Source organism: Bacillus haynesii (assembly GCF_014042035.1).
Taxonomy (GTDB): Bacteria; Bacillota; Bacilli; order Bacillales; family Bacillaceae; genus Bacillus; species Bacillus haynesii.
This window is the reverse complement of sequence record NZ_CP059494.1, coordinates 1,303,551-1,323,332: the sequence shown is the minus strand read 5'-3', so window position 1 is coordinate 1,323,332 and position 19,782 is coordinate 1,303,551. Positions and strand designations below refer to the sequence as shown.

Here is a 19,782-nt window from a genome sequence, read left to right as displayed (position 1 = left end):
TGCGCCGATAAGAACATTAGGGGAGAAGAGAAAGTGAAAACATTAACCGTCAAAGAAATTAAAGAACATCTTCAATCGGTGAGTGATGAAAAGGACCCTTTTATAGAGCAGTGCAAAAATGATGAGCGGAAAAGCGTCCAAGCGCTCGTTGACGCCTGGCTGAAGAAGAATGAAAGGCTTTCGGCCATGCGGGAAGAGTGGCAGGTGATGACGTCTTTTGAACGGTCGCTGAGAGCGCGGGGCTATCAATATATCGCCGGAATCGACGAGGCGGGCAGAGGGCCTCTCGCAGGGCCGGTTGTTGCCGCCGCTGTCATCCTCAAAGAAGACTGTGAAATATTAGGGCTGACAGATTCGAAAAAACTGTCAAAGCAAAAAAGAGAAGACTATTATTCATACATAATGGAAGAAGCCGCAGCAGTCGGCGTCGGGATCGCGGACGCCCATGAGATCGATGAGCTGAATATTTATGAAGCCTCGAAAGCGGCGATGCTGAAAGCGGTCCAAGCGCTGGACGTCGCACCGGATTATCTTCTTATCGACGCCATGTCGCTTGCAGTCGATACAGAGCAGTCATCGATCATTAAAGGGGATGCCAAAAGCGCCTCGATAGCAGCAGGCGCATGCATCGCAAAAGTGACGAGGGACAGGCTGATGGATGAATACGCTGAAAAGTATCCTCTCTACGGGTTTGAAAAGCATAAAGGCTACGGAACAAAGGAGCATCTGAATGCCCTTGCCAAATACGGCCCGTCGCCGATACACCGAAGATCGTTCGCCCCTGTTAAAGCACATGAATAACGTTCCGGAGGAAGAATGACTTTGATGATGCTGAACGATGTACATAACAGCTTAAGAAAACAATTTGAACAAGCGGATTCTCTCCAGCGGATCAGCGGAACGGAGACGGATCAGAAAAGGCTGATGCTCGGCAAGGTGCTCCGCTTTATCAGCGAGCAGTTTGCCGAAATACAAATCGGCAATACGAAATGGCAGGGGAAGCTAGAGGCACCCCTGAAAGCGGGCGCTCACTACTGGTTTTCGTATGAAAAGAAGCCGGATGAAGCGACAGGCCGCCTTCAGGTCGTTGAAGCGTTTGATAAAAACCCGAAGACAGTGCAGGATGCCGCCTTTAAGCTGTTGAACGGGCTTTCTCTGAAGCGGACGAAGGAAGCTGTCTTTCTGGTCGGTGCGTTGCTGAAGGAGCAGCAGCCGATCAGGGAGAACGATTTAAGAGCCGCCATCAAGTGGCTTGAAAATCTGCCGAAGTCTGATGCCCAGAAAGGCGCCGATGCGGTCATGTTCGCTCTTAAACGCGAACTTCCAGTCCATCCCGGCGTGCTCGATTCGATTTTAGCCGTCAAAAACCCCGTTCCGCTCAACGAGCAGATTGCCAAAACGTTTGAGATGATCACGAACGCCGCTCAGCCATCCGCAGGCATGGAAAAGCTGAAACAGGCGCTTTTGCCTGTTTTACAAGCGGAGACCGAGGTGCATGCCGAAAGGTTGATTCAAAAGCTTGCGGAACACGTCAGATCGCTGGAAAAAGGAGAACTGCAGGCTGTTCAGCCATTAAAGCCGCAGGTTCAGTCAGAAGGCGGAAAACCTCTGCAAAAAGCAGACGCTGACGCCCAAGGACAAGAAGCAAAAGCCGTTCAGCAGAAACCGCAAATCGCAGAAATCGCGGCAGCTAAAGACCTGTTCGCTAAATTGGCAGCACAAGCCGAAACGAACGGGACGCAGATTGCAAGAGAAGCGGCGGGCGTCATCAGAGCGCTTGATTCGCGGGGGTCTTTCGGACAAGCTCCGGCCATTCTGGAAGGATTCACGCCAAAAGAGACGGAACTATTGCAGCATATCATGAAAGAAACAGCGCCTGCATTGACGAATAAAGCCGATGTATTATCCGTCCTCCTCAAGATCAAAGACGTTTTAGGCGTCAGAGATGAACTCTCATTGTTGAGAGCGATGGAAAACGGCGCCGTTCTCAAAGAGCAGGGCCTTCAATCTTTAAAGCTCGTGCTGAATGAAATGAGGCATGCTTCAGATCTTCCGGCTCCTGTAAAACAGGAAGCGGACCAGATCTTTCACCGTTTAAACGGACAGCTGTTTTTGCAGAATGACCAGCCTGCCCAAAGCCAGCTTTTTCTGTCGTACCCTCTGTTTTCAAAGAACGGCGTCCAGGATTTGACCGTTTTCTTAAAAGGGCAGAAAAAAGACGACGGAAAAATCGACCCTTCCCAGTGCCGTCTCATGTTTTATCTTCAATTGGAGGCCTTGGAAGAGACGGTGATCGATTGTTTGATCCAGCAAAACGTCATGACGGTTACGATTGAAACTGGGTTCGATTTGGAGCCTTTGATTGAACCGTTGGTCCCGGCTTTAAAGGAAAACCTGAAAGAACTGGGCTACAGCTTGTCAGGTGTCACAGCAAAAAAACGGGAAAACATGAAGCTTGCTCCTTTTTTGGACGCCCGTTTTGAACAAATTACAGAGAGCGCAGTGGATGTGAAAATATGAAGGAAGAATCTGTTCCATTAAGAAGAGCTGTTGCGCTTCACTACGATGAAATGAAAGATAAGGCGCCGAAGGTAGTTGCCAAAGGATCGGGATACACGGCGGAGAAGATCATTGAAGAGGCGCAAAAAGCCGGTGTACCGATTCAGGAAGATGCGACGCTTGTCGAATTAATGCGCCACTTGGAGCTTGACGATCACATTCCTGAAGCGCTCTACGAAATCGTCGCCGAAATCTTTTCATTCGTCTATACGCTTGATGAAAAAATGAAAAAGAGGGAATGACTTTTGAAAAAAAGCCGTTTCCTCTATTAATTTTATATTTTTAATAAAATAAAAGTGTGAATGTTTAGAAGGATTTTACGATTTCTCATCGAAACCTAGACAATCGATCTATGATTATATAAAATGAAAGCGCAGTCTATTTTTATTTTTGCTACATAAGTTAGGAGGATGGGAAATGAATATCCATGAGTACCAAGGGAAAGAAGTACTCAGAAAATACGGAGTGGCTGTTCCGGAAGGTAAAGTGGCATTTACAGCAGATGAAGCGGTCAAAGCAGCGGAAGCGCTGTCCAGCTCGGTTTATGTCGTGAAAGCTCAAATTCACGCCGGCGGACGCGGTAAAGCTGGCGGGGTTAAAATTGCAAAATCAAAAGAAGAAGTCAAAGCCTATGCGGAAGAATTGTTAGGGAAGACGCTTGTCACTCACCAGACAGGTCCCGACGGCCAACAAATAAAACGCTTACTTATTGAAGAAGGCTGCGATATCAAAAAAGAATACTATGTCGGTCTAGTTCTCGACAGGGCGACTTCACGCATCGTGCTGATGGCTTCTGAAGAAGGCGGCACGGAAATTGAAGAAGTCGCTGAAAAAACACCGGAAAAAATCGTCAAAGAAGTGATCGATCCGGCTGTCGGACTGCAGAGTTACCAGGCGAGAAAAATCGCCTTCGCCATCAATATCCCGAAAGAGCTTGTCGGCCAAGCCGTTAAGTTTATGATGGGGCTGTACAAGGCGTTTACTGAAAAAGACTGTTCCATTGCTGAAATCAATCCGCTCGTCGTCACAGGGGACGGAAAAGTCATGGCCCTTGACGCCAAGCTGAACTTTGACAGCAATGCGCTATACAGACAAAAAGACATCTTGGAGTACAGAGATCTCGATGAAGAAGATCCGAAGGAAATCGAAGCCTCCAAGTATGATTTAAGCTATATTTCGCTCGATGGAAACATCGGCTGCATGGTCAACGGAGCGGGGCTTGCGATGTCGACCATGGACATTATCAAGCACTACGGAGGTGAACCGGCCAACTTCCTTGACGTTGGAGGCGGCGCGACAGCTGAGAAGGTAACGGAAGCGTTCAAGATCATTTTGTCTGATCAAAATGTCAAAGGGATCTTTGTCAATATTTTCGGCGGCATCATGAAATGCGACATCATTGCAGAAGGCGTTGTTGAAGCGACGAAACAGGTCGGTCTGACATTGCCGCTTGTCGTTCGCCTTGAAGGCACCAATGTCGATCTCGGCAAGAAGATCCTCGATGATTCAGGACTCAATATTACGTCTGCGGAATCAATGGCTGACGGCGCGCAGAAAATCGTATCCTTAGTGAAGTAAGAAAGGCAGGGGACCAAAATGAGTGTATTTATTAATAAAGACACAAAAGTCATTGTTCAGGGGATAACGGGTTCAACCGCTTTGTTTCACACAAAGCAGATGCTTGAATACGGAACGAAAATTGTCGGCGGAGTCACACCGGGCAAAGGCGGAACAGAGGTCGAAGGGGTGCCTGTGTTCAACACGGTCGAAGAGGCTGTAAAGCAGACCGGGGCAAATGCGTCTGTCATTTACGTTCCTGCGGCTTTTGCGGCCGATGCGATTATGGAAGCGACAGATGCTGAGCTTGATCTTGTCATCTGTATCACTGAGCACATTCCGGTGCTGGATATGGTAAAAGTGAAAAGGTATATGGAAGGCAAGAAAACAAGGCTCATCGGTCCGAACTGTCCGGGAGTCATTACGCCTGAGGAATGCAAAATCGGGATCATGCCCGGATATATCCATAAAAAAGGCCATGTCGGCGTTGTGTCACGTTCAGGAACCCTTACATATGAAGCGGTTCATCAGCTTTCCGAAGCAGGAGTCGGCCAGTCGACTGCAGTGGGCATCGGCGGAGACCCTGTCAACGGCACAAACTTCATCGATGTGCTGAAGGCTTTTAATGAAGATCCTGATACACATGCGGTGATCATGATCGGCGAAATCGGCGGAACAGCTGAAGAGGAAGCGGCTGAATGGGTGAAAGCCAACATGACCAAACCTGTCGTCGGTTTCATCGGAGGAAAAACAGCGCCTCCAGGCAAGCGCATGGGGCATGCCGGCGCCATCATTTCCGGAGGAAAAGGCACGGCGGACGAAAAGATCAAAACGATGAATGCCTGCGGAATCGAAGTGGCTGAAACGCCTTCTGTCATGGGAGAAACATTGATTAAAGTGCTGAAGGAAAAAGGCCTTTACGAAACGTGTAAAACACACTGATGTTAACTTGAGCGGGAATAGTCCGATTGGTCTATTCCTGCTTTTTCATAACTGATTATATCGTTTAGTAATTTCAGATTGTCTTGTTTTAAAAATTTTTGGAGGTTTTTGAATGAACGACAGCAGCGAGCTTTTGATATTGCTCCGCCTTCGCGGCACACTCTCCCCTTCTCTGCTGACCAAGTGGTGGAAGCAGGACCCTTCCTTGTCTCTTACGGGCGAAAAAAACCATCTTTTAACGAAACTTTCATTAAAAAGATCAGACTTGTGCTCCATACGAAAACTGGCGGAACAAGAACTGTCTAACGTTAAACGGCTTATCCGTTCTTACGAGGCGGACGGTGTCCGCATGACCGCCATATCTTCCCCCGACTATCCAGCCAGCCTGAAAACCATTCATGACCCGCCTCCCGTCCTTTTTTTAAAAGGAAACGAAAAACTTCTCCATGAACAAAGACTGATCGGAATCGTCGGAACCCGCAGCCCGTCATTATACGGAAAAAGAGCAGCGGTCCATCTTGTCAGGGAGCTTTGCAAAAAAAGCTGGACGGTCGTCAGCGGCCTTGCAAAAGGAATTGACGGTCTCGCCCATCAGGAGAGCATCCGTTCAAAGGGAAGGACAATCGGCGTCATCGCGGGCGGATTCAACAGCATATATCCCCGTGAACACCGCCAGCTCGCCGGTCAAATGGCCGAAAGCCACCTGCTGGTATCAGAGCATCCTCCTGACATTAAACCTCAAAAATGGCACTTTCCGATGCGAAATCGGCTGATCAGCGGATTAACGGAAGGAATCGTTGTCGTCCAGGGAAAGGAAAAAAGCGGATCGCTCATCACCGCATACCAAGCCCTTGAGCAGGGGCGGGAGGTGTTCGCCGTGCCGGGTCCGATCTTTGACGCCAACTCTTTCGGTCCTTCGAGGCTGATCCAGGAAGGGGCGAAACTCGTATTGAATATTGAAGATATTTTGAGCGAACTTCCGCCTTCACACGCTCAATATACGGAGCCTGTTTAGAATTATCGTTTGACAAACCGTATTGTAATATTTAATAATAGTGAGGATTTCAAGTTTAAACGCTTTAATCGGCGTTCAACATATAGAAGGATTAAATCAAACACTTTTCGTAAAAATAATAACTATATAAACGACGATTATGCTGAATACAATAAAAAGGCTAAATTGAAAAGAGAGAGAACACCTCTTGAGGGGGATAATGTTATGTCCGAATACTTAGTCATCGTGGAATCGCCTGCAAAGGCAAAAACGATTGAGCGATACTTAGGAAAAAAATATAAAGTGAAAGCTTCGATGGGGCATGTCAGAGACTTGCCGAAAAGCCAGATGGGCGTTGACATCGAGCAGAACTTTGAACCAAAATACATTACGATCCGCGGGAAAGGCCCCGTGTTGAAAGAATTAAAAACGGCCGCCAAAAAGGCAAAAAAAGTCTATCTCGCAGCCGACCCCGACAGGGAAGGGGAAGCGATTGCGTGGCACTTGGCACACAGCCTTGATTTGGATCTGAATTCCGACTGCCGCGTCGTATTTAATGAAATTACAAAAGATGCGATTAAAGATTCATTTAAGCATCCGCGCATGATCAATATGGATCTTGTCGACGCCCAGCAGGCGAGAAGAATTCTGGACCGCCTAGTAGGGTACAAAATCAGTCCGATTTTATGGAAAAAAGTAAAAAAAGGCTTGAGTGCTGGACGTGTCCAATCTGTTGCCCTCCGTCTTATCATTGACCGGGAAAAAGAAATCAACGATTTTAAACCGGAAGAATATTGGACCATTGAAGGGTCTTTTCTCAAAGGTAAAGAAACGTTTGAAGCGAGCTTTTTCGGAATCAACGGCGAAAAGCACCAGCTGAAAAGCGAAGATGATGTGAAGCAAATCCTCTCCCAGATTAAAGGGAACAAATTTGAGGTCAAAAAGGTAACGAAAAAAGAACGGAAGCGGAACCCTGCGCTCCCGTTTACGACGTCGACGCTTCAGCAGGAAGCGGCGCGCAAATTAAATTTCCGGGCAAAGAAAACGATGATGATCGCCCAGCAGCTTTATGAAGGAATCGATCTCGGCAAAGAAGGAACGGTCGGGTTAATCACTTATATGAGAACGGATTCAACCCGTATCTCGAATACAGCTCAAGAAGAAGCGGCATCATTCATCGGCGAACAGTACGGAAAAGAATTTTTGGGGAGCAAACGAAAGCCTGCCAAAAAGAATGAAAACGCCCAGGATGCCCACGAAGCGATCAGGCCGACCTCGGTGCTCAGAAAACCTTCCGATCTTAAGGCCGTATTGGGAAGAGACCAGCTTCGGCTATACAAGCTGATCTGGGAGCGCTTTGTCGCAAGCCAAATGGCACCGGCGACACTGGATACGATGAGCGTCGATCTTGAAAACAACGGGTTGACATTTCGTGCAAACGGCAGTAAAGTCAAGTTTTCAGGCTTCATGAAAGTGTACGTTGAAGGCAAAGACGATCAGATGGAAGAGAAGAATAAGATGCTGCCAGCTCTCGCTGAAGGCGATACCGTTCTTTCAAAAGATATCGAGCCCGAACAGCACTTCACACAGCCGCCTCCGCGCTATACGGAAGCAAGGCTGGTCAAAACGCTTGAAGAGCTCGGAATCGGCCGTCCGTCCACATACGCACCGACGCTTGACACAATTCAAAAGCGCGGGTATGTTGCCCTTGATAACAAACGCTTTACCCCGACTGAGCTCGGTGAAATCGTGCTTGAATTGATCATGGAGTTCTTCCCTGAGATCATTAACGTTGAGTTCACTGCCAAAATGGAGAAAGAGCTTGATGATGTTGAAGACGGGAACATTCAATGGGTACAGATCATCGATTCCTTTTACAAGGACTTTGAAAAACGCGTTGAAAAGGCGGAAGCCGAGATGCAGGAAGTGGAAATCGAACCGGAGTATGCGGGTGTTGACTGCGAATTGTGCAGCCATCCGATGGTCTATAAAATGGGCCGCTACGGCAAGTTTATGGCCTGCTCCAATTTTCCGGACTGCCGCAACACCAAGCCGATTGTAAAAGAGATCGGCGTCAAATGCCCTTCATGCAAAACCGGCAACATCGTCGAGCGCAAATCAAAAAAACGCCGCATTTTTTACGGCTGTGACCGCTATCCTGAATGCGAATTCGTATCATGGGATAAACCGCTTGAACGGAAATGTCCGAAATGTGAGGACATGCTTGTGGAGAAAAAGCTCAAAAAAGGCGTTCAAGTGCAGTGCGTTAATTGCGATTATAAGGAAGAACAACAAAAGTAGCGGTGAGCAGGGCTTTGCTCACCTTCTTTGTTGTGTTAAAAGAATAAGTCAACTCATAAATTAGGAGATGTGAATATGAATCAAACAGTAAATGTCATCGGTGCAGGACTTGCCGGAAGTGAAGCGGCATGGCAGCTTGCCAAGCGCGGTATCAATGTCCGTTTATACGAAATGAGGCCTGTCAAGCAAACGCCGGCACACCATACAGATAAATTTGCAGAACTTGTTTGCAGCAACTCGCTTCGGGCGAATTCATTAACGAATGCTGTCGGTGTATTAAAGGAAGAAATGCGGGTTCTTGACTCGGCCATCATCGCTGCTGCTGACGAATGTTCTGTTCCTGCCGGCGGTGCGCTTGCCGTAGACAGGCATGAATTTGCCGCAAACGTTACCGAAAAAGTAAAGAATCATCCGAATGTGACTGTGCTCAATGAAGAAGTCACGGAAATACCGGAAGGGCCGACAATCATTGCGACAGGACCGCTGACATCAGAAGCGCTTTCCGCAAAGCTCCGGGAGCTGACAGGCGAAGACTATCTGTACTTTTATGACGCCGCTGCGCCGATTGTTGAGAAAGACAGCCTTGACATGGATAAAGTCTATTTGAAATCCCGCTATGACAAAGGGGAGGCAGCGTATTTGAACTGTCCGATGACAGAAGAAGAGTTTGACAGGTTTTATGACGCCCTCGTGTCTGCGGAAACCGTTCCATTGAAAGAATTTGAAAAGGAAATCTTCTTTGAAGGCTGTATGCCGATTGAAGTTATGGCGAAGCGCGGAAAAAAAACAATGCTGTTTGGCCCGATGAAGCCAGTCGGACTTGAAGATCCCAAAACAGGGAAGCGCCCATACGCTGTTGTACAGCTGCGCCAAGATGATGCAGCCGGCACGCTTTATAATATCGTCGGTTTTCAGACCCACCTCAAATGGGGTGATCAAAAGGAAGTGCTCCGCCTCATTCCGGGACTGGAACAAGCTGAAATCGTCCGCTACGGCGTGATGCACAGAAATACGTTCATCAACTCGCCTAGTCTTTTAAAAGCGACCTACCAGTTTAAAAAACGGGACGATCTGTTTTTCGCCGGTCAAATGACAGGTGTTGAAGGGTATGTTGAATCAGCGGCTTCAGGTCTTGTGGCTGGTATAAATGCGGCTCGGCTCATCCAGGGAAAAGAACCAGTCACTTTTTCAAATGACACAGCGATCGGCAGCATGGCCCATTACATCACGGAAACAAACAAGAAAAACTTCCAGCCGATGAATGCAAACTTCGGCCTGTTCAAGGAATTGGGTGTTAAAATTAAAAACAAGCAGGAACGAAATGAACAGTATGCTTCGCGCGCATTGGAGACAATTCAAAATATTTCGAAAACGCTATAGTTATTCATTGCCAGATGAACTTGTTATGTGATAACATTTAAAAGCCCTTTTCGAAGAGGTGTAATGATGGCAAATGTTAAGAATTTTTTAACTTTATTCATTGAATATTTACAAATAGAAAAGAATTATTCACAATATACAATTGTGGGTTACATTTCTTCCATTGAAGACTTTGAACGCTTTTTACAAGTTCAGGGCATAAAGGGTTTTGAAGACGTGACTTATCCGGATGTGAGGATTTTCTTGACGGAAGCGCATGAAAAAGGGCTCACTCGCAGGACGATCAGCAAGAAAATTTCGGCTCTGCGAAGCTTCTATAAATTTTTATTAAGGGAAAAGATGGTAAATGAAAACCCGTTTCTGCTTGTCAGTCTTCCGAAACAGGATAAGCGAATTCCGAAGTTTTTATATGAAAAGGAACTTGAAGAACTGTTTGAGGTTTCGGACTTGAGTACACCGCTCGGCCAAAGAAATCAGGCGCTCCTGGAACTTCTTTACGCGACAGGCATGCGGGTAAGCGAACTTTGCAGCCTGAAGGAATCTGATTTGGATCTGTTTTTAGATACGGTTTTGGTCTACGGGAAAGGCAGGAAGCAAAGGTATATTCCATTTGGTTCATTCGCCCGGGAGGCTTTGGATCTGTATTTGCAAAATGGAAGACGCATCCTTCTGTTAAAAGCGAAAGAGCCCTGCCCTTTTATTTTTTTGAATCAAAGGGGCGGGCCCTTAACCCCGAGGGGGGTTCGTTACATTTTGGGAGAACTGGTCAAGAAGACTTCGGGTACATTACATATACATCCGCATATGCTCCGCCATACTTTTGCCACCCATTTGTTAAATGAGGGTGCGGATCTCAGGAGCGTTCAGGAACTGCTTGGGCATTCAAATCTTTCTTCAACCCAGGTGTATACGCATGTATCTAAAGATATGCTCAGAAAGACATATATGTCTCATCACCCTCGGGCACATAAAGGGAAATAAAGGGAGGTTCTTTTATGTCATCTTTTCACGCAACGACGATATTTGCCGTCCAGCACAACGGAAAAAGCGCGATGGCGGGAGACGGCCAGGTTACGTTCGGTCAGGCTGTCGTCATGAAGCATACCGCTAGAAAGGTAAGAAAGCTCTTCAACGGAAAAGTCATTGCCGGCTTTGCCGGTTCTGTTGCGGACGCTTTCACGCTCTTTGAAATGTTTGAAGCGAAGCTTGAAGAGTACAACGGCAATTTGCAGCGGGCGGCAGTCGAGCTTGCAAAAGAGTGGCGAAGCGATAAAGTCCTCAGAAAGCTTGAGGCGATGCTGATCGTCATGAATGCTGACAGCATGCTGCTCGTTTCCGGAACAGGCGAAGTGATAGAACCTGACGACGGCATTTTGGCGATCGGCTCAGGTGGAAACTACGCCCTGGCAGCCGGAAGGGCGCTGAAACGCCATGCAGGCGGCCAGCTCGACGCGAAAGCGATTGCGAGGGCCTCACTTGAAACCGCGGGCGAAATCTGTGTGTATACGAACGATCAGATCATTGTAGAAGAACTTGAATAGAAAGGATATGAGGCATATGGAAAAAAAGCCGCTGACTCCTAGGCAGATCGTCGAAAGACTTGATCAATACATCGTCGGCCAGCTCGATGCGAAAAAAGCGGTCGCCGTGGCATTGAGGAACCGCTACAGAAGAAGTCTTCTTGATGAAAAATTGCGCGAAGAAATCGTTCCGAAAAACATATTGATGATGGGCCCGACAGGTGTGGGAAAAACCGAGATTGCAAGACGAATCGCGAAGCTCGTCGGCGCTCCGTTCGTCAAAATCGAAGCGACGAAGTTCACAGAAGTCGGTTATGTGGGCAGAGATGTTGAATCGATGGTCAGAGATCTTGTGGAAACGTCAATCCGCCTGGTCAAAGAGGAAAAAATGAACGAAGTGAAAGGCATCGCCGAAGAAAACGCAAATAAACGCCTCGTCCGCCTGCTTGTACCGGGAAGAAAAAAACAGACGGGTGCGAAAAATCCTTTTGAAATGCTGTTTGGAGGAAATCAGGATCAAGAGACCAATGAAGCGGAAAAGCATGAAGACACGGATATCGAAAACAACCGGAAGCGGATTGCACATCAGCTTGCTCTCGGCGAACTTGAAGACCATTATGTCACCGTTGAGGTGGAGGAGCAGCAGCCGTCCATGTTTGATATGCTCCAAGGCTCGGGTATGGAACAGATGGGCATGAACATGCAGGATGCGCTCAGCAGCCTGATGCCGAAAAAGAAAAAGCGCCGCAAGCTTACCGTCAGGGAAGCGCGAAAAGTGCTGACAAATGAAGAAGCGGCAAAGCTCATCGATATGGATGAAGCTGCCCAGGAAGCTGTCCTGAGAGCCGAACAGTCGGGAATCATCTTTATCGATGAGATCGACAAAATCGCTAAAAAGAGCGGTGCTTCTTCATCGGCGGACGTCTCAAGAGAGGGCGTGCAGCGCGATATTCTTCCGATTGTAGAAGGCTCTACCGTCATGACGAAGTACGGTGCGGTCAAAACGGACCACGTGCTGTTCATTGCTGCAGGTGCATTCCACATGGCGAAGCCTTCAGATCTAATTCCGGAGCTGCAGGGACGCTTTCCGATCCGTGTTGAGCTTCAAAAGCTGAGCATCGATGACTTTGTGAAAATCTTAACTGAGCCTGACAACGCTCTTCTAAAGCAGTATAAAGCTTTATTGAAGACGGAAGGTATATCTCTTGAATTTTCTGACGATGCTATTCGTAAGATTGCAGAAGTGGCTTATCATGTGAACCAGGACACAGACAATATCGGGGCGAGAAGGCTTCACACCATTTTGGAACGTCTTTTGGAAGAACTGTCATTCGAGGCTCCGGATGTGATGATGGAGGAAGTTGTCATCACGCCTCAATATGTTGAAGAAAAGCTCGGTTCGATCGCTAAGAATAAGGATTTAAGCCAGTTTATTTTATAAACAATTAAATAAGAGTAATTTAGGAGGATCAATTTATTATGGCTTTATTACAAAAAACAAGAAAGATTAATGCAATGCTGCAAAATGCGGCAGGAAAGCCGGTTAATTTTAAAGAAATGGCCGAAACGCTTCGCGATGTGATTGATTCGAACATTTTCGTCGTCAGCCGCAGAGGAAAACTTCTCGGTTTCTCGATCAACCAGCAGATCGAAAATGACCGGATGAAAAAAATGCTTGAAGAGCGCCAGTTTCCTGAAGACTATACAAAAAGTCTTTTCAACATTCCGGAAACTTCATCTAACCTTGACATTAACAGCGAATACACGGCTTTCCCTGTGGAAAACCGCGATTTGTTCCAAGCGGGTCTGACCACAGTCGTTCCGATCATCGGAGGAGGCGAAAGACTCGGCACCTTGATTCTGTCCCGCCTTCAGGAGAAGTTCGAGGATGACGATCTGATCCTTGCTGAATATGGCGCCACGGTCGTAGGAATGGAAATTCTCAGAGAAAAAGCTGAAGAGATCGAAGAGGAAGCACGCAGCAAAGCGGTTGTCCAAATGGCGATCAGTTCATTATCTTACAGCGAGCTTGAAGCAATTGAACATATTTTTGAAGAGCTTGACGGAAATGAAGGCCTGCTTGTCGCAAGTAAAATTGCAGACCGCGTCGGCATCACCCGCTCGGTCATTGTCAATGCATTGCGTAAACTTGAAAGCGCCGGTGTCATTGAATCAAGGTCATTAGGGATGAAAGGCACATACATTAAAGTGCTGAACAACAAATTTTTGATGGAATTAGAAAAACTAAAGTCTCATTAAAAGGTGAAAGCCGCAGAACATGCCGTTCTGCGGCTTTTTTTATTTCATGTTTTAAACTATATTATCGTAATTTTTTTATAGCGAAAATAAATAGAATGCGGTGCTAAATCAATGCGTTACTTGAATAAAAGATATACTAACATAATGTTCCGAAACTTTAACACACGTAACATTACATAGTTCTTATAATCTAGGCCAAAAGACCTATTCGCAAAATAGATATTTCTTACGAGTTTTTTTTGCTTCCAGATCATAGACTTTAAGCCTATTATTCCTTACAATAGGCTTATGGTTTTTACAATTCTCGACAAGATTTTAAGACAGATGGAAAAAGATTGGAGGTATTTGGCGATGGATATATTTTCAGGAACAATACATAGACTAGAGGGAGCCTTGAATCAAGCGAACATTAAGCAAAAAGTCATAACAAATAATCTGGCCAATGTAGATACACCGAACTACAAGGCGAAAAAAGTATCCTTTAAAAATGTGCTGAATGAGGAGTCCTCCCGGATTAATGCCATAAAAACAGACTATAGACACATTGACTTCAAAGGGAATGAGTCAAATTATTCAGTTGTGTCGAGAAAGAATACAACTTATCAAGAAAACGGGAACAACGTGGACGTTGATCAGGAAATGAGTGAAATGGCGAAAAATCAAATCCAGTATCAAGCGCTGGTTGAAAGAATAAGCGGCAAATTCAACTCACTAAGGACCGCGATTACAGGAGGTAAATAATGGGGGTATTCAACAGCATCAACATTTCAGCTTCAGCGTTGACTGCACAGAGAGTCAGAATGGATACCGTTTCTTCCAACTTGGCAAACATGGATACGACGAGAGCGAAGCTGGTCGACGGTCAGTGGCAGCCGTATAGAAGAAAGCTTGTATCGACGGCCCCGAAAGGCGAATCCTTTTCATCCGTTCTCCAATCATCGATGAATGCATCGGCAAGAGTCGGCGAAGGGGTAAAGGTGACCAAGATCAGCGAAGACAAAACACCGTTTAAACTCGTTTATGATCCGACACATCCCGACGCAAACGAAGACGGATATGTGCAGATGCCGAATGTCGATCCGCTAAAAGAGATGGTCGATTTAATGAGCAGCACAAGGTCATATGAAGCGAATGTCACAGCAATGAACGCGACAAAAGGAATGCTGATGAAAGCATTAGAAATCGGAAAGTAGGGTGATGACACGAATGGTTAATGGAATCTCTCCGTTTGGAGTTCAATCCGTGCAGGCGGGAACGAATGCAACAAATCAGATCGCGAACAAGCAGAACGGTTCAGAGAACCAAGTCAGCTTTTCCAACGTGCTGAAGGATTCTATCAATGCTTTGAATCAATCTCAAAATGAATCTGATAAACTGACAAACGCGCTTGCTCTCGGTCAGGATGTCAACCTTGATGAAGTGATGGTTGCAGCCCAAAAGGCAAACATTACATTGACGGCTGCGACGGAATTCCGCAACAAAGCGGTTGAAGCTTATCAGGAAATCATGAGAATGCAAATGTAAGAAAGGAGTCTGAAAGCGAAGAGAATTAGTGTAACTACCGGGGGAGTAAGATGAATCGTACTTTATTGCAAATTAAAACGAAAATAACTGATTTTTGGAAAAACAGATCAAAGCTGCAGAAGATTTTGCTGATCGGCATTGTCGCTCTGGCAGTGATCATGTCAATCATCATTGGAATTGTTGCTTCGTCAAATAAAATGGTGCCGCTCTATAAAGATTTGTCAGCTGAAGAAACCGGCCAAATCAAACAGGTGCTCGATGAAAAAGGTATTCCATCTGAAGTTGCAGCTGACGGTTCAGTCATCAAAGTTCCGGAAGAAACAGTCGACGGACTGAAAGTCGATCTTGCGGCAGAGGGTCTTCCGAAAAGCGGAAGCATCGATTATTCGTTCTTTGGCGAAAATGCCGGTTTCGGTATGACGGACAACGAATTTGACGTTTTGAAAGTGAAAGCAACGCAAACCGAGCTTTCCAACCTCATCAAAGGAATAGACGGGATTAAAGATTCGAAGGTTATGATTAACCTGCCGAAGGAATCCGTCTTTGTCGGAGAGGAAAAGCCGGAAGCATCCGCTTCAATTGTTCTCCAGGTGAAGCCCGGCCACACGCTTGATCAAAATGAAATCAACGGCCTTTATCATCTCGTATCGAAAAGCGTGCCAAACCTTGACCCGAAAAACATCGTGATCATGGATCAAAACTCCACATATTACGATCAAACAGGCAAAGAGTCCGGTTCTTACGCTGACAGCTATTCTTCCCAAAGGGAAGTCAAAGCCCAGATCGAAAAGGACCTGCAAAGACAAATTCAAACCATGCTCGGCACGATGATGGGACAGGATAAAGTGGTTGTATCCGTCACATCTGACATCGATTTCACAAAAGAAAACAGGACGGAAGACCTGGTTGAACCTGTCGACAAAGAAAATATGGAAGGGATCACGGTCAGCGCAGAGCGCGTCAGTGAAACGTATTCCGGACAGGGAGCACAAGCGGGAGGCGTCAACGGAACAGGTGAAAACGATGTAACGAACTATGCGGAAACAGAAGGCGGAACAGGCAACGGAGACTATGAGAAAAGCGAAGAACGGATCAACAATGAAGTCAACAGAATCCATAAAGAAATCGCTGAGAGCCCGTACAAAATCAGAGATCTGGGCGTCCAGGTCATGGTTGAACCGCCTGATGCAAACAACCCGCAGTCACTGCCTGCTGAAAGGGAAGACGATATTAAAAAAATCCTCTCAACCATTGTGAAAACATCGATTGACAAGAACTATGAAGAAGAGCCTCTGACAGATGAGGATGTTGAAAATAAAATCGTTGTTTCTGTCCAATCGTTCGACGGCAAGCAGACAATCGATGAAGGAACGGAAACAGGCGGCATACCGATGTGGGTTTACATCGCAGGCGGAGCAGCGCTTGTTGCTATAATCGGCCTCATCATCTGGCTTGTCAGAAGACGTAAAAATAGAGATGACGAATATGAGGAAGAATGGTATGAGACGCCTCAGGAACCGATTCGGGTTGCTGATGTGAACAATGAAAAAGAGACGGAAGAAACTGTCAGACGAAAACAGCTTGAAAAAATGGCGAAAGATAAGCCTGAAGAATTCGCCAAATTGCTGCGCAGCTGGCTGACCGAGGATTAGGAGGAGTATTGAAATGGCAAAAATGAAACAAGACAGGCTTACAGGCAAACAAAAAGCGGCCATTCTCATGATATCCTTAGGGCTTGATGTGTCAGCTTCCGTTTATAAGCATTTAACAGACGAAGAAATCGAAAGGCTGACGCTTGAAATATCAAATGTCAGAGCTGTATCACCAGAGAAAAAAGATGAAATTATTCAGGAATTTCATGAAACGGCTGTTGCTCAAGAATATATATCACAAGGCGGCATCCAATACGCCAAGCAGGTGCTTGACAAAGCGCTTGGCGAAGACAAAGCCGCCAGCATTATCAACAGGCTGACATCGTCTCTTCAAGTCAGACCGTTCGATTTTGCCAGAAAAGCGGACCCCGAGCAGATTCTGAACTTTATCCAGCATGAGCATCCGCAGACGATCGCATTAATTCTGTCTTATCTCGATCCCGTGCAATCCGGTCAGATATTGTCAGAACTGAATCAGGATGTGCAGGCAGAGGTTGCAAGACGGATCGCTGTCATGGACAGGACGTCACCGGAAATCATTAATGAAGTCGAACAGATTCTGGAGCAAAAGCTATCCTCCACATTCACTCAGGACTACACGCAGACAGGCGGCATCGAAGCCGTTGTCGAAGTGTTGAACGGAGTTGACAGAGGTACGGAGAAAACGATCCTTGACGCCCTTGAAATTCAGGATCCTGATCTTGCCGACGAGATTAAAAAGCGGATGTTTGTCTTTGAAGATATCGTTACGCTTGATAACCGCGCCATTCAGAGGGTTATCCGCGATGTGGAAAACGACGATCTGCTTCTCTCTCTCAAAGTGGCCAGCGAAGAGGTCAAAGACATCGTCTTCAGCAATATGTCGCAGCGTATGGCCGAAACATTTAAAGAAGAAATGGAATTCATGGGCCCTGTGCGTCTGCGTGATGTAGAAGAAGCGCAATCCAGAATCGTAAGCGTCATCCGAAGACTTGAAGAAGCAGGTGAGATCGTGATCGCCAGAGGCGGAGGAGATGATATCATTGTCTAACATTATTAAACAGCGATTATCATCAATACCGCCAAAAGAAAGGCGGACGATTTCATTAAAGGAAGTCAAACTTCCTGAAACAGAAACCGAACTTGATACCGGACAGGATCCGGAATTCCTCCTCGATCATGCCAGACAAGAAGCCGGGAAAATATACGAAAAAGCCAGCGCTGAACTCGAACAGGTCAGACGGCAAATCGAAGAGGAAAGGTTAAGCTGGGAAAAAGAACGCGAAGCGCTGATAGACCAGGCGAAACAAGAAGGCTTTCAAGCGGGGTTTGAACAGGGAAAGACTGAGGCCCAAAGCGCTTATCAATCCTATTTGGATGAAGCCAATGCCATCGTCAGAACAGCGAGGCATGACTATGAAGAAAAGATCGAACAATCTTCCGAAGTAATTGTCGAACTTGCCGTGTCACTGGCTAAAAAAGTTTGGAATCAAAAGGCTGACGACAATGAAGCTTTTACAGCCCTTGTCAAACAGGTGCTGTCCGAAATGAAGGAGTTCGATGACATTGCCGTCTATGTGGATCCGGAGTATTACACGGAGGTTCAAAGCCACAAAAACGAACTTGAGCAGCTTCTCCAATACGGCGCCCATCTCGCGATATACGCCGATGAAAAAGCGCCGAAAGGAACGTGCTATGTTGAAACGGCTTTCGGAAGAATCGATGCAGGCATCGACACTCAATTACAGCAGCTGAAACAAAAACTGCTCAGCCTGCTTGAAACGGCGGGTGAAGTCCGTTGATGCTCAAGCAGCTCCTTGAATGTATAGAAACGGCAGACTCCTTCAAACGATACGGAAAAGTCAAACAGGCGGTCGGCCTGATGATTGAATCGAAAGGACCTGAATGCTCAATCGGCGATGTCTGCAAAATCTATACAAAAGGTGACGGGCCAAATGCCATCAAAGCTGAAGTTGTCGGTTTTAAAGACCAAAATATTCTTCTGATGCCATATTTAGAAGCGGCCAATATTGCACCCGGCAGCATTGTCGAAGCGACGGGCGAATCGCTCAGAGTCAAAGTCGGCTCCGGCTTGATCGGGCAAGTTGTCGATGCTTTCGGCAATCCGCTCGACGGCAGCGCGCTTCCGAAAGGTCTGGCTCAAGTTTCGACAGACCAGGCGCCGCCTAATCCGATGAAAAGACCGCCGATCAGAGAAAAAATGGCGGTCGGGGTCAGATCGATCGACAGTCTGCTGACCGTCGGAAAAGGACAACGTGTCGGGATATTCGCCGGAAGCGGCGTCGGAAAAAGCACGCTTATGGGAATGATTGCGAGAGAGACGGCCGCAGACTTGAATGTTATCGCTCTTGTCGGAGAGCGGGGCCGGGAAGTCAGGGAGTTCATAGAGAAAGATCTTGGCGAAGAAGGGCTGAAGCGCACGATTGTTGTAGTGGCTACATCTGACCAGCCGGCATTAATGCGGCTGAAAGCAGCCTATACAGCAACTGCGATTGCCGAGTACTTCCGCGACAAAGGACAAAACGTCATGTTCATGATGGACTCGGTGACAAGGGTCGCCATGGCTCAGAGGGAAATCGGCCTGGCGACCGGCGAACCGCCGACGACGAAAGGTTATACACCCTCAGTGTTCGCTATTTTACCTAAGCTCTTAGAACGAACAGGAACGACGGAAAACGGGTCAATCACTGCTTTCTATACGGTTCTTGTCGACGGCGATGATATGAATGAACCGATTGCCGATACTGTCAGGGGAATCTTGGACGGTCATATCGTTCTTGACCGGAGCCTTGCGAATAAAGGTCAGTTTCCGGCAGTCAACATTTTAAAAAGCATCAGCAGGGTGATGTCGAACATCGCCGAGAAAGACCATATAAGAGCGGCGAACCGGTTCAGGGAAATGCTGTCAACCTATCAAAACTCTGAGGACCTGATCAACATAGGAGCCTATAAAAAAGGGTCTTCCCGAGAAATTGACGAGGCCATCCAATTCCACCCTAAGCTGATCAGCTTTCTCAAGCAGGAAGTGGATGAAGCGGCATCGCTGGAAGAGAGCATTTCCTTATTAAAGAGTCTTACAGGAAGAGAGGATTAA

At 46.8% G+C, this 19,782-nt stretch carries 19 protein-coding genes; all 19 read left to right on the top strand.

The features are described from left to right. Window positions 1-33: 33 nt before the first annotated feature. Entirely contained in the window at window positions 34-801 is a 768-nt protein-coding gene (locus H2R00_RS06490; protein WP_043925929.1) for a ribonuclease HII, read from the top strand. A gap of 24 nt (window positions 802-825) precedes the next feature. Continuing rightward, entirely contained in the window at window positions 826-2,520 is a 1,695-nt protein-coding gene (locus tag H2R00_RS06485; RefSeq protein WP_154999508.1) for a hypothetical protein, read from the top strand. After that, complete coding sequence (locus H2R00_RS06480; RefSeq protein WP_025811381.1) at window positions 2,517-2,801, top strand: FlhB-like flagellar biosynthesis protein; 285 nt, start codon at window positions 2,517-2,519, stop codon at window positions 2,799-2,801. Before H2R00_RS06485 ends, H2R00_RS06480 begins: the two co-directional genes overlap by 4 nt. A 175-nt stretch (window positions 2,802-2,976) precedes the next feature. Beyond that, complete coding sequence (gene sucC / locus H2R00_RS06475; RefSeq protein WP_154999504.1) at window positions 2,977-4,137, top strand: ADP-forming succinate--CoA ligase subunit beta; 1,161 nt, start codon at window positions 2,977-2,979, stop codon at window positions 4,135-4,137. Window positions 4,138-4,155: 18 nt separating this feature from the next. Then, window positions 4,156-5,058 carry a succinate--CoA ligase subunit alpha gene (sucD, locus tag H2R00_RS06470; RefSeq protein WP_009328521.1) on the top strand — a complete coding sequence of 301 codons (903 nt, stop codon included), beginning with the start codon at window positions 4,156-4,158 and terminating at the stop codon, window positions 5,056-5,058. Between the two features lie 112 nt (window positions 5,059-5,170). Beyond that, window positions 5,171-6,073 carry a DNA-processing protein DprA gene (dprA, locus tag H2R00_RS06465; protein WP_154999503.1) on the top strand — a complete coding sequence of 301 codons (903 nt, stop codon included), beginning with the start codon at window positions 5,171-5,173 and terminating at the stop codon, window positions 6,071-6,073. A 204-nt stretch (window positions 6,074-6,277) separates the two neighbouring features. Further along, entirely contained in the window at window positions 6,278-8,353 is a 2,076-nt protein-coding gene (topA, locus tag H2R00_RS06460; RefSeq protein WP_154999502.1) for a type I DNA topoisomerase, read from the top strand. A gap of 75 nt (window positions 8,354-8,428) precedes the next feature. Next, window positions 8,429-9,733 carry an FADH(2)-oxidizing methylenetetrahydrofolate--tRNA-(uracil(54)-C(5))-methyltransferase TrmFO gene (gene trmFO / locus H2R00_RS06455; protein ID WP_182070691.1) on the top strand — a complete coding sequence of 435 codons (1,305 nt, stop codon included), beginning with the start codon at window positions 8,429-8,431 and terminating at the stop codon, window positions 9,731-9,733. 66 nt (window positions 9,734-9,799) lie between these two features. Continuing rightward, entirely contained in the window at window positions 9,800-10,714 is a 915-nt protein-coding gene (gene xerC / locus H2R00_RS06450; protein WP_182071033.1) for a tyrosine recombinase XerC, read from the top strand. Between the two features lie 14 nt (window positions 10,715-10,728). Next, window positions 10,729-11,274: an ATP-dependent protease subunit HslV gene (hslV, locus tag H2R00_RS06445; protein WP_043928298.1), complete on the top strand. Its 546-nt coding sequence runs from the start codon at window positions 10,729-10,731 to the stop codon at window positions 11,272-11,274. 16 nt (window positions 11,275-11,290) lie between these two features. Continuing rightward, window positions 11,291-12,694, top strand: a complete 1,404-nt coding sequence (hslU, locus tag H2R00_RS06440; RefSeq protein WP_154999499.1) for an ATP-dependent protease ATPase subunit HslU — start codon at window positions 11,291-11,293, stop codon at window positions 12,692-12,694. Between the two features lie 38 nt (window positions 12,695-12,732). Next, window positions 12,733-13,512, top strand: a complete 780-nt coding sequence (gene codY, locus H2R00_RS06435; RefSeq protein WP_003181756.1) for a GTP-sensing pleiotropic transcriptional regulator CodY — start codon at window positions 12,733-12,735, stop codon at window positions 13,510-13,512. 351 nt (window positions 13,513-13,863) lie between these two features. Further along, window positions 13,864-14,253, top strand: a complete 390-nt coding sequence (gene flgB, locus H2R00_RS06430) for a flagellar basal body rod protein FlgB (protein WP_025804533.1) — start codon at window positions 13,864-13,866, stop codon at window positions 14,251-14,253. After that, window positions 14,253-14,705 (top strand): flagellar basal body rod protein FlgC, encoded by a 453-nt coding sequence (gene flgC / locus H2R00_RS06425; RefSeq protein WP_009328519.1) that lies wholly within the window; start codon window positions 14,253-14,255, stop codon window positions 14,703-14,705. Before flgB ends, flgC begins: the two co-directional genes overlap by 1 nt. Window positions 14,706-14,718: 13 nt before the next feature. After that, the gene (fliE, locus tag H2R00_RS06420; protein ID WP_182070690.1) at window positions 14,719-15,036 is read left to right on the top strand and encodes a flagellar hook-basal body complex protein FliE; all 318 of its coding nucleotides are present in this window, start codon (window positions 14,719-14,721) and stop codon (window positions 15,034-15,036) included. A gap of 50 nt (window positions 15,037-15,086) precedes the next feature. Then, window positions 15,087-16,688: a flagellar basal-body MS-ring/collar protein FliF gene (gene fliF / locus H2R00_RS06415; protein WP_154999498.1), complete on the top strand. Its 1,602-nt coding sequence runs from the start codon at window positions 15,087-15,089 to the stop codon at window positions 16,686-16,688. 13 nt (window positions 16,689-16,701) lie between these two features. Beyond that, window positions 16,702-17,718 carry a flagellar motor switch protein FliG gene (gene fliG, locus H2R00_RS06410; RefSeq protein WP_182070689.1) on the top strand — a complete coding sequence of 339 codons (1,017 nt, stop codon included), beginning with the start codon at window positions 16,702-16,704 and terminating at the stop codon, window positions 17,716-17,718. Further along, a complete protein-coding gene (gene fliH / locus H2R00_RS06405) occupies window positions 17,702-18,469 on the top strand; it encodes a flagellar assembly protein FliH (RefSeq protein ID WP_182070688.1) in 768 nt (255 codons plus the stop codon). The genes fliG and fliH overlap by 17 nt, the downstream gene beginning before the upstream one ends. Continuing rightward, window positions 18,469-19,782: a flagellar protein export ATPase FliI gene (gene fliI / locus H2R00_RS06400; protein ID WP_411802374.1), complete on the top strand. Its 1,314-nt coding sequence runs from the start codon at window positions 18,469-18,471 to the stop codon at window positions 19,780-19,782. The genes fliH and fliI overlap by 1 nt, the downstream gene beginning before the upstream one ends.

Coding starts and splice junctions, on each gene's coding strand:
- H2R00_RS06485 (WP_154999508.1), top strand. CDS start 826: ATGATGCTGAACGATGTACATAACAGCTTAAGAAAACAATTTGAACAA.
- H2R00_RS06480 (WP_025811381.1), top strand. CDS start 2,517: ATGAAGGAAGAATCTGTTCCATTAAGAAGAGCTGTTGCGCTTCACTAC.
- sucC (WP_154999504.1), top strand. CDS start 2,977: ATGAATATCCATGAGTACCAAGGGAAAGAAGTACTCAGAAAATACGGA.
- sucD (WP_009328521.1), top strand. CDS start 4,156: ATGAGTGTATTTATTAATAAAGACACAAAAGTCATTGTTCAGGGGATA.
- dprA (WP_154999503.1), top strand. CDS start 5,171: ATGAACGACAGCAGCGAGCTTTTGATATTGCTCCGCCTTCGCGGCACA.
- topA (WP_154999502.1), top strand. CDS start 6,278: ATGTCCGAATACTTAGTCATCGTGGAATCGCCTGCAAAGGCAAAAACG.
- trmFO (WP_182070691.1), top strand. CDS start 8,429: ATGAATCAAACAGTAAATGTCATCGGTGCAGGACTTGCCGGAAGTGAA.
- xerC (WP_182071033.1), top strand. CDS start 9,800: ATGGCAAATGTTAAGAATTTTTTAACTTTATTCATTGAATATTTACAA.
- hslV (WP_043928298.1), top strand. CDS start 10,729: ATGTCATCTTTTCACGCAACGACGATATTTGCCGTCCAGCACAACGGA.
- hslU (WP_154999499.1), top strand. CDS start 11,291: ATGGAAAAAAAGCCGCTGACTCCTAGGCAGATCGTCGAAAGACTTGAT.
- codY (WP_003181756.1), top strand. CDS start 12,733: ATGGCTTTATTACAAAAAACAAGAAAGATTAATGCAATGCTGCAAAAT.
- flgB (WP_025804533.1), top strand. CDS start 13,864: ATGGATATATTTTCAGGAACAATACATAGACTAGAGGGAGCCTTGAAT.
- flgC (WP_009328519.1), top strand. CDS start 14,253: ATGGGGGTATTCAACAGCATCAACATTTCAGCTTCAGCGTTGACTGCA.
- fliE (WP_182070690.1), top strand. CDS start 14,719: ATGGTTAATGGAATCTCTCCGTTTGGAGTTCAATCCGTGCAGGCGGGA.
- fliF (WP_154999498.1), top strand. CDS start 15,087: ATGAATCGTACTTTATTGCAAATTAAAACGAAAATAACTGATTTTTGG.
- fliG (WP_182070689.1), top strand. CDS start 16,702: ATGGCAAAAATGAAACAAGACAGGCTTACAGGCAAACAAAAAGCGGCC.
- fliH (WP_182070688.1), top strand. CDS start 17,702: ATGATATCATTGTCTAACATTATTAAACAGCGATTATCATCAATACCG.
- fliI (WP_411802374.1), top strand. CDS start 18,469: ATGCTCAAGCAGCTCCTTGAATGTATAGAAACGGCAGACTCCTTCAAA.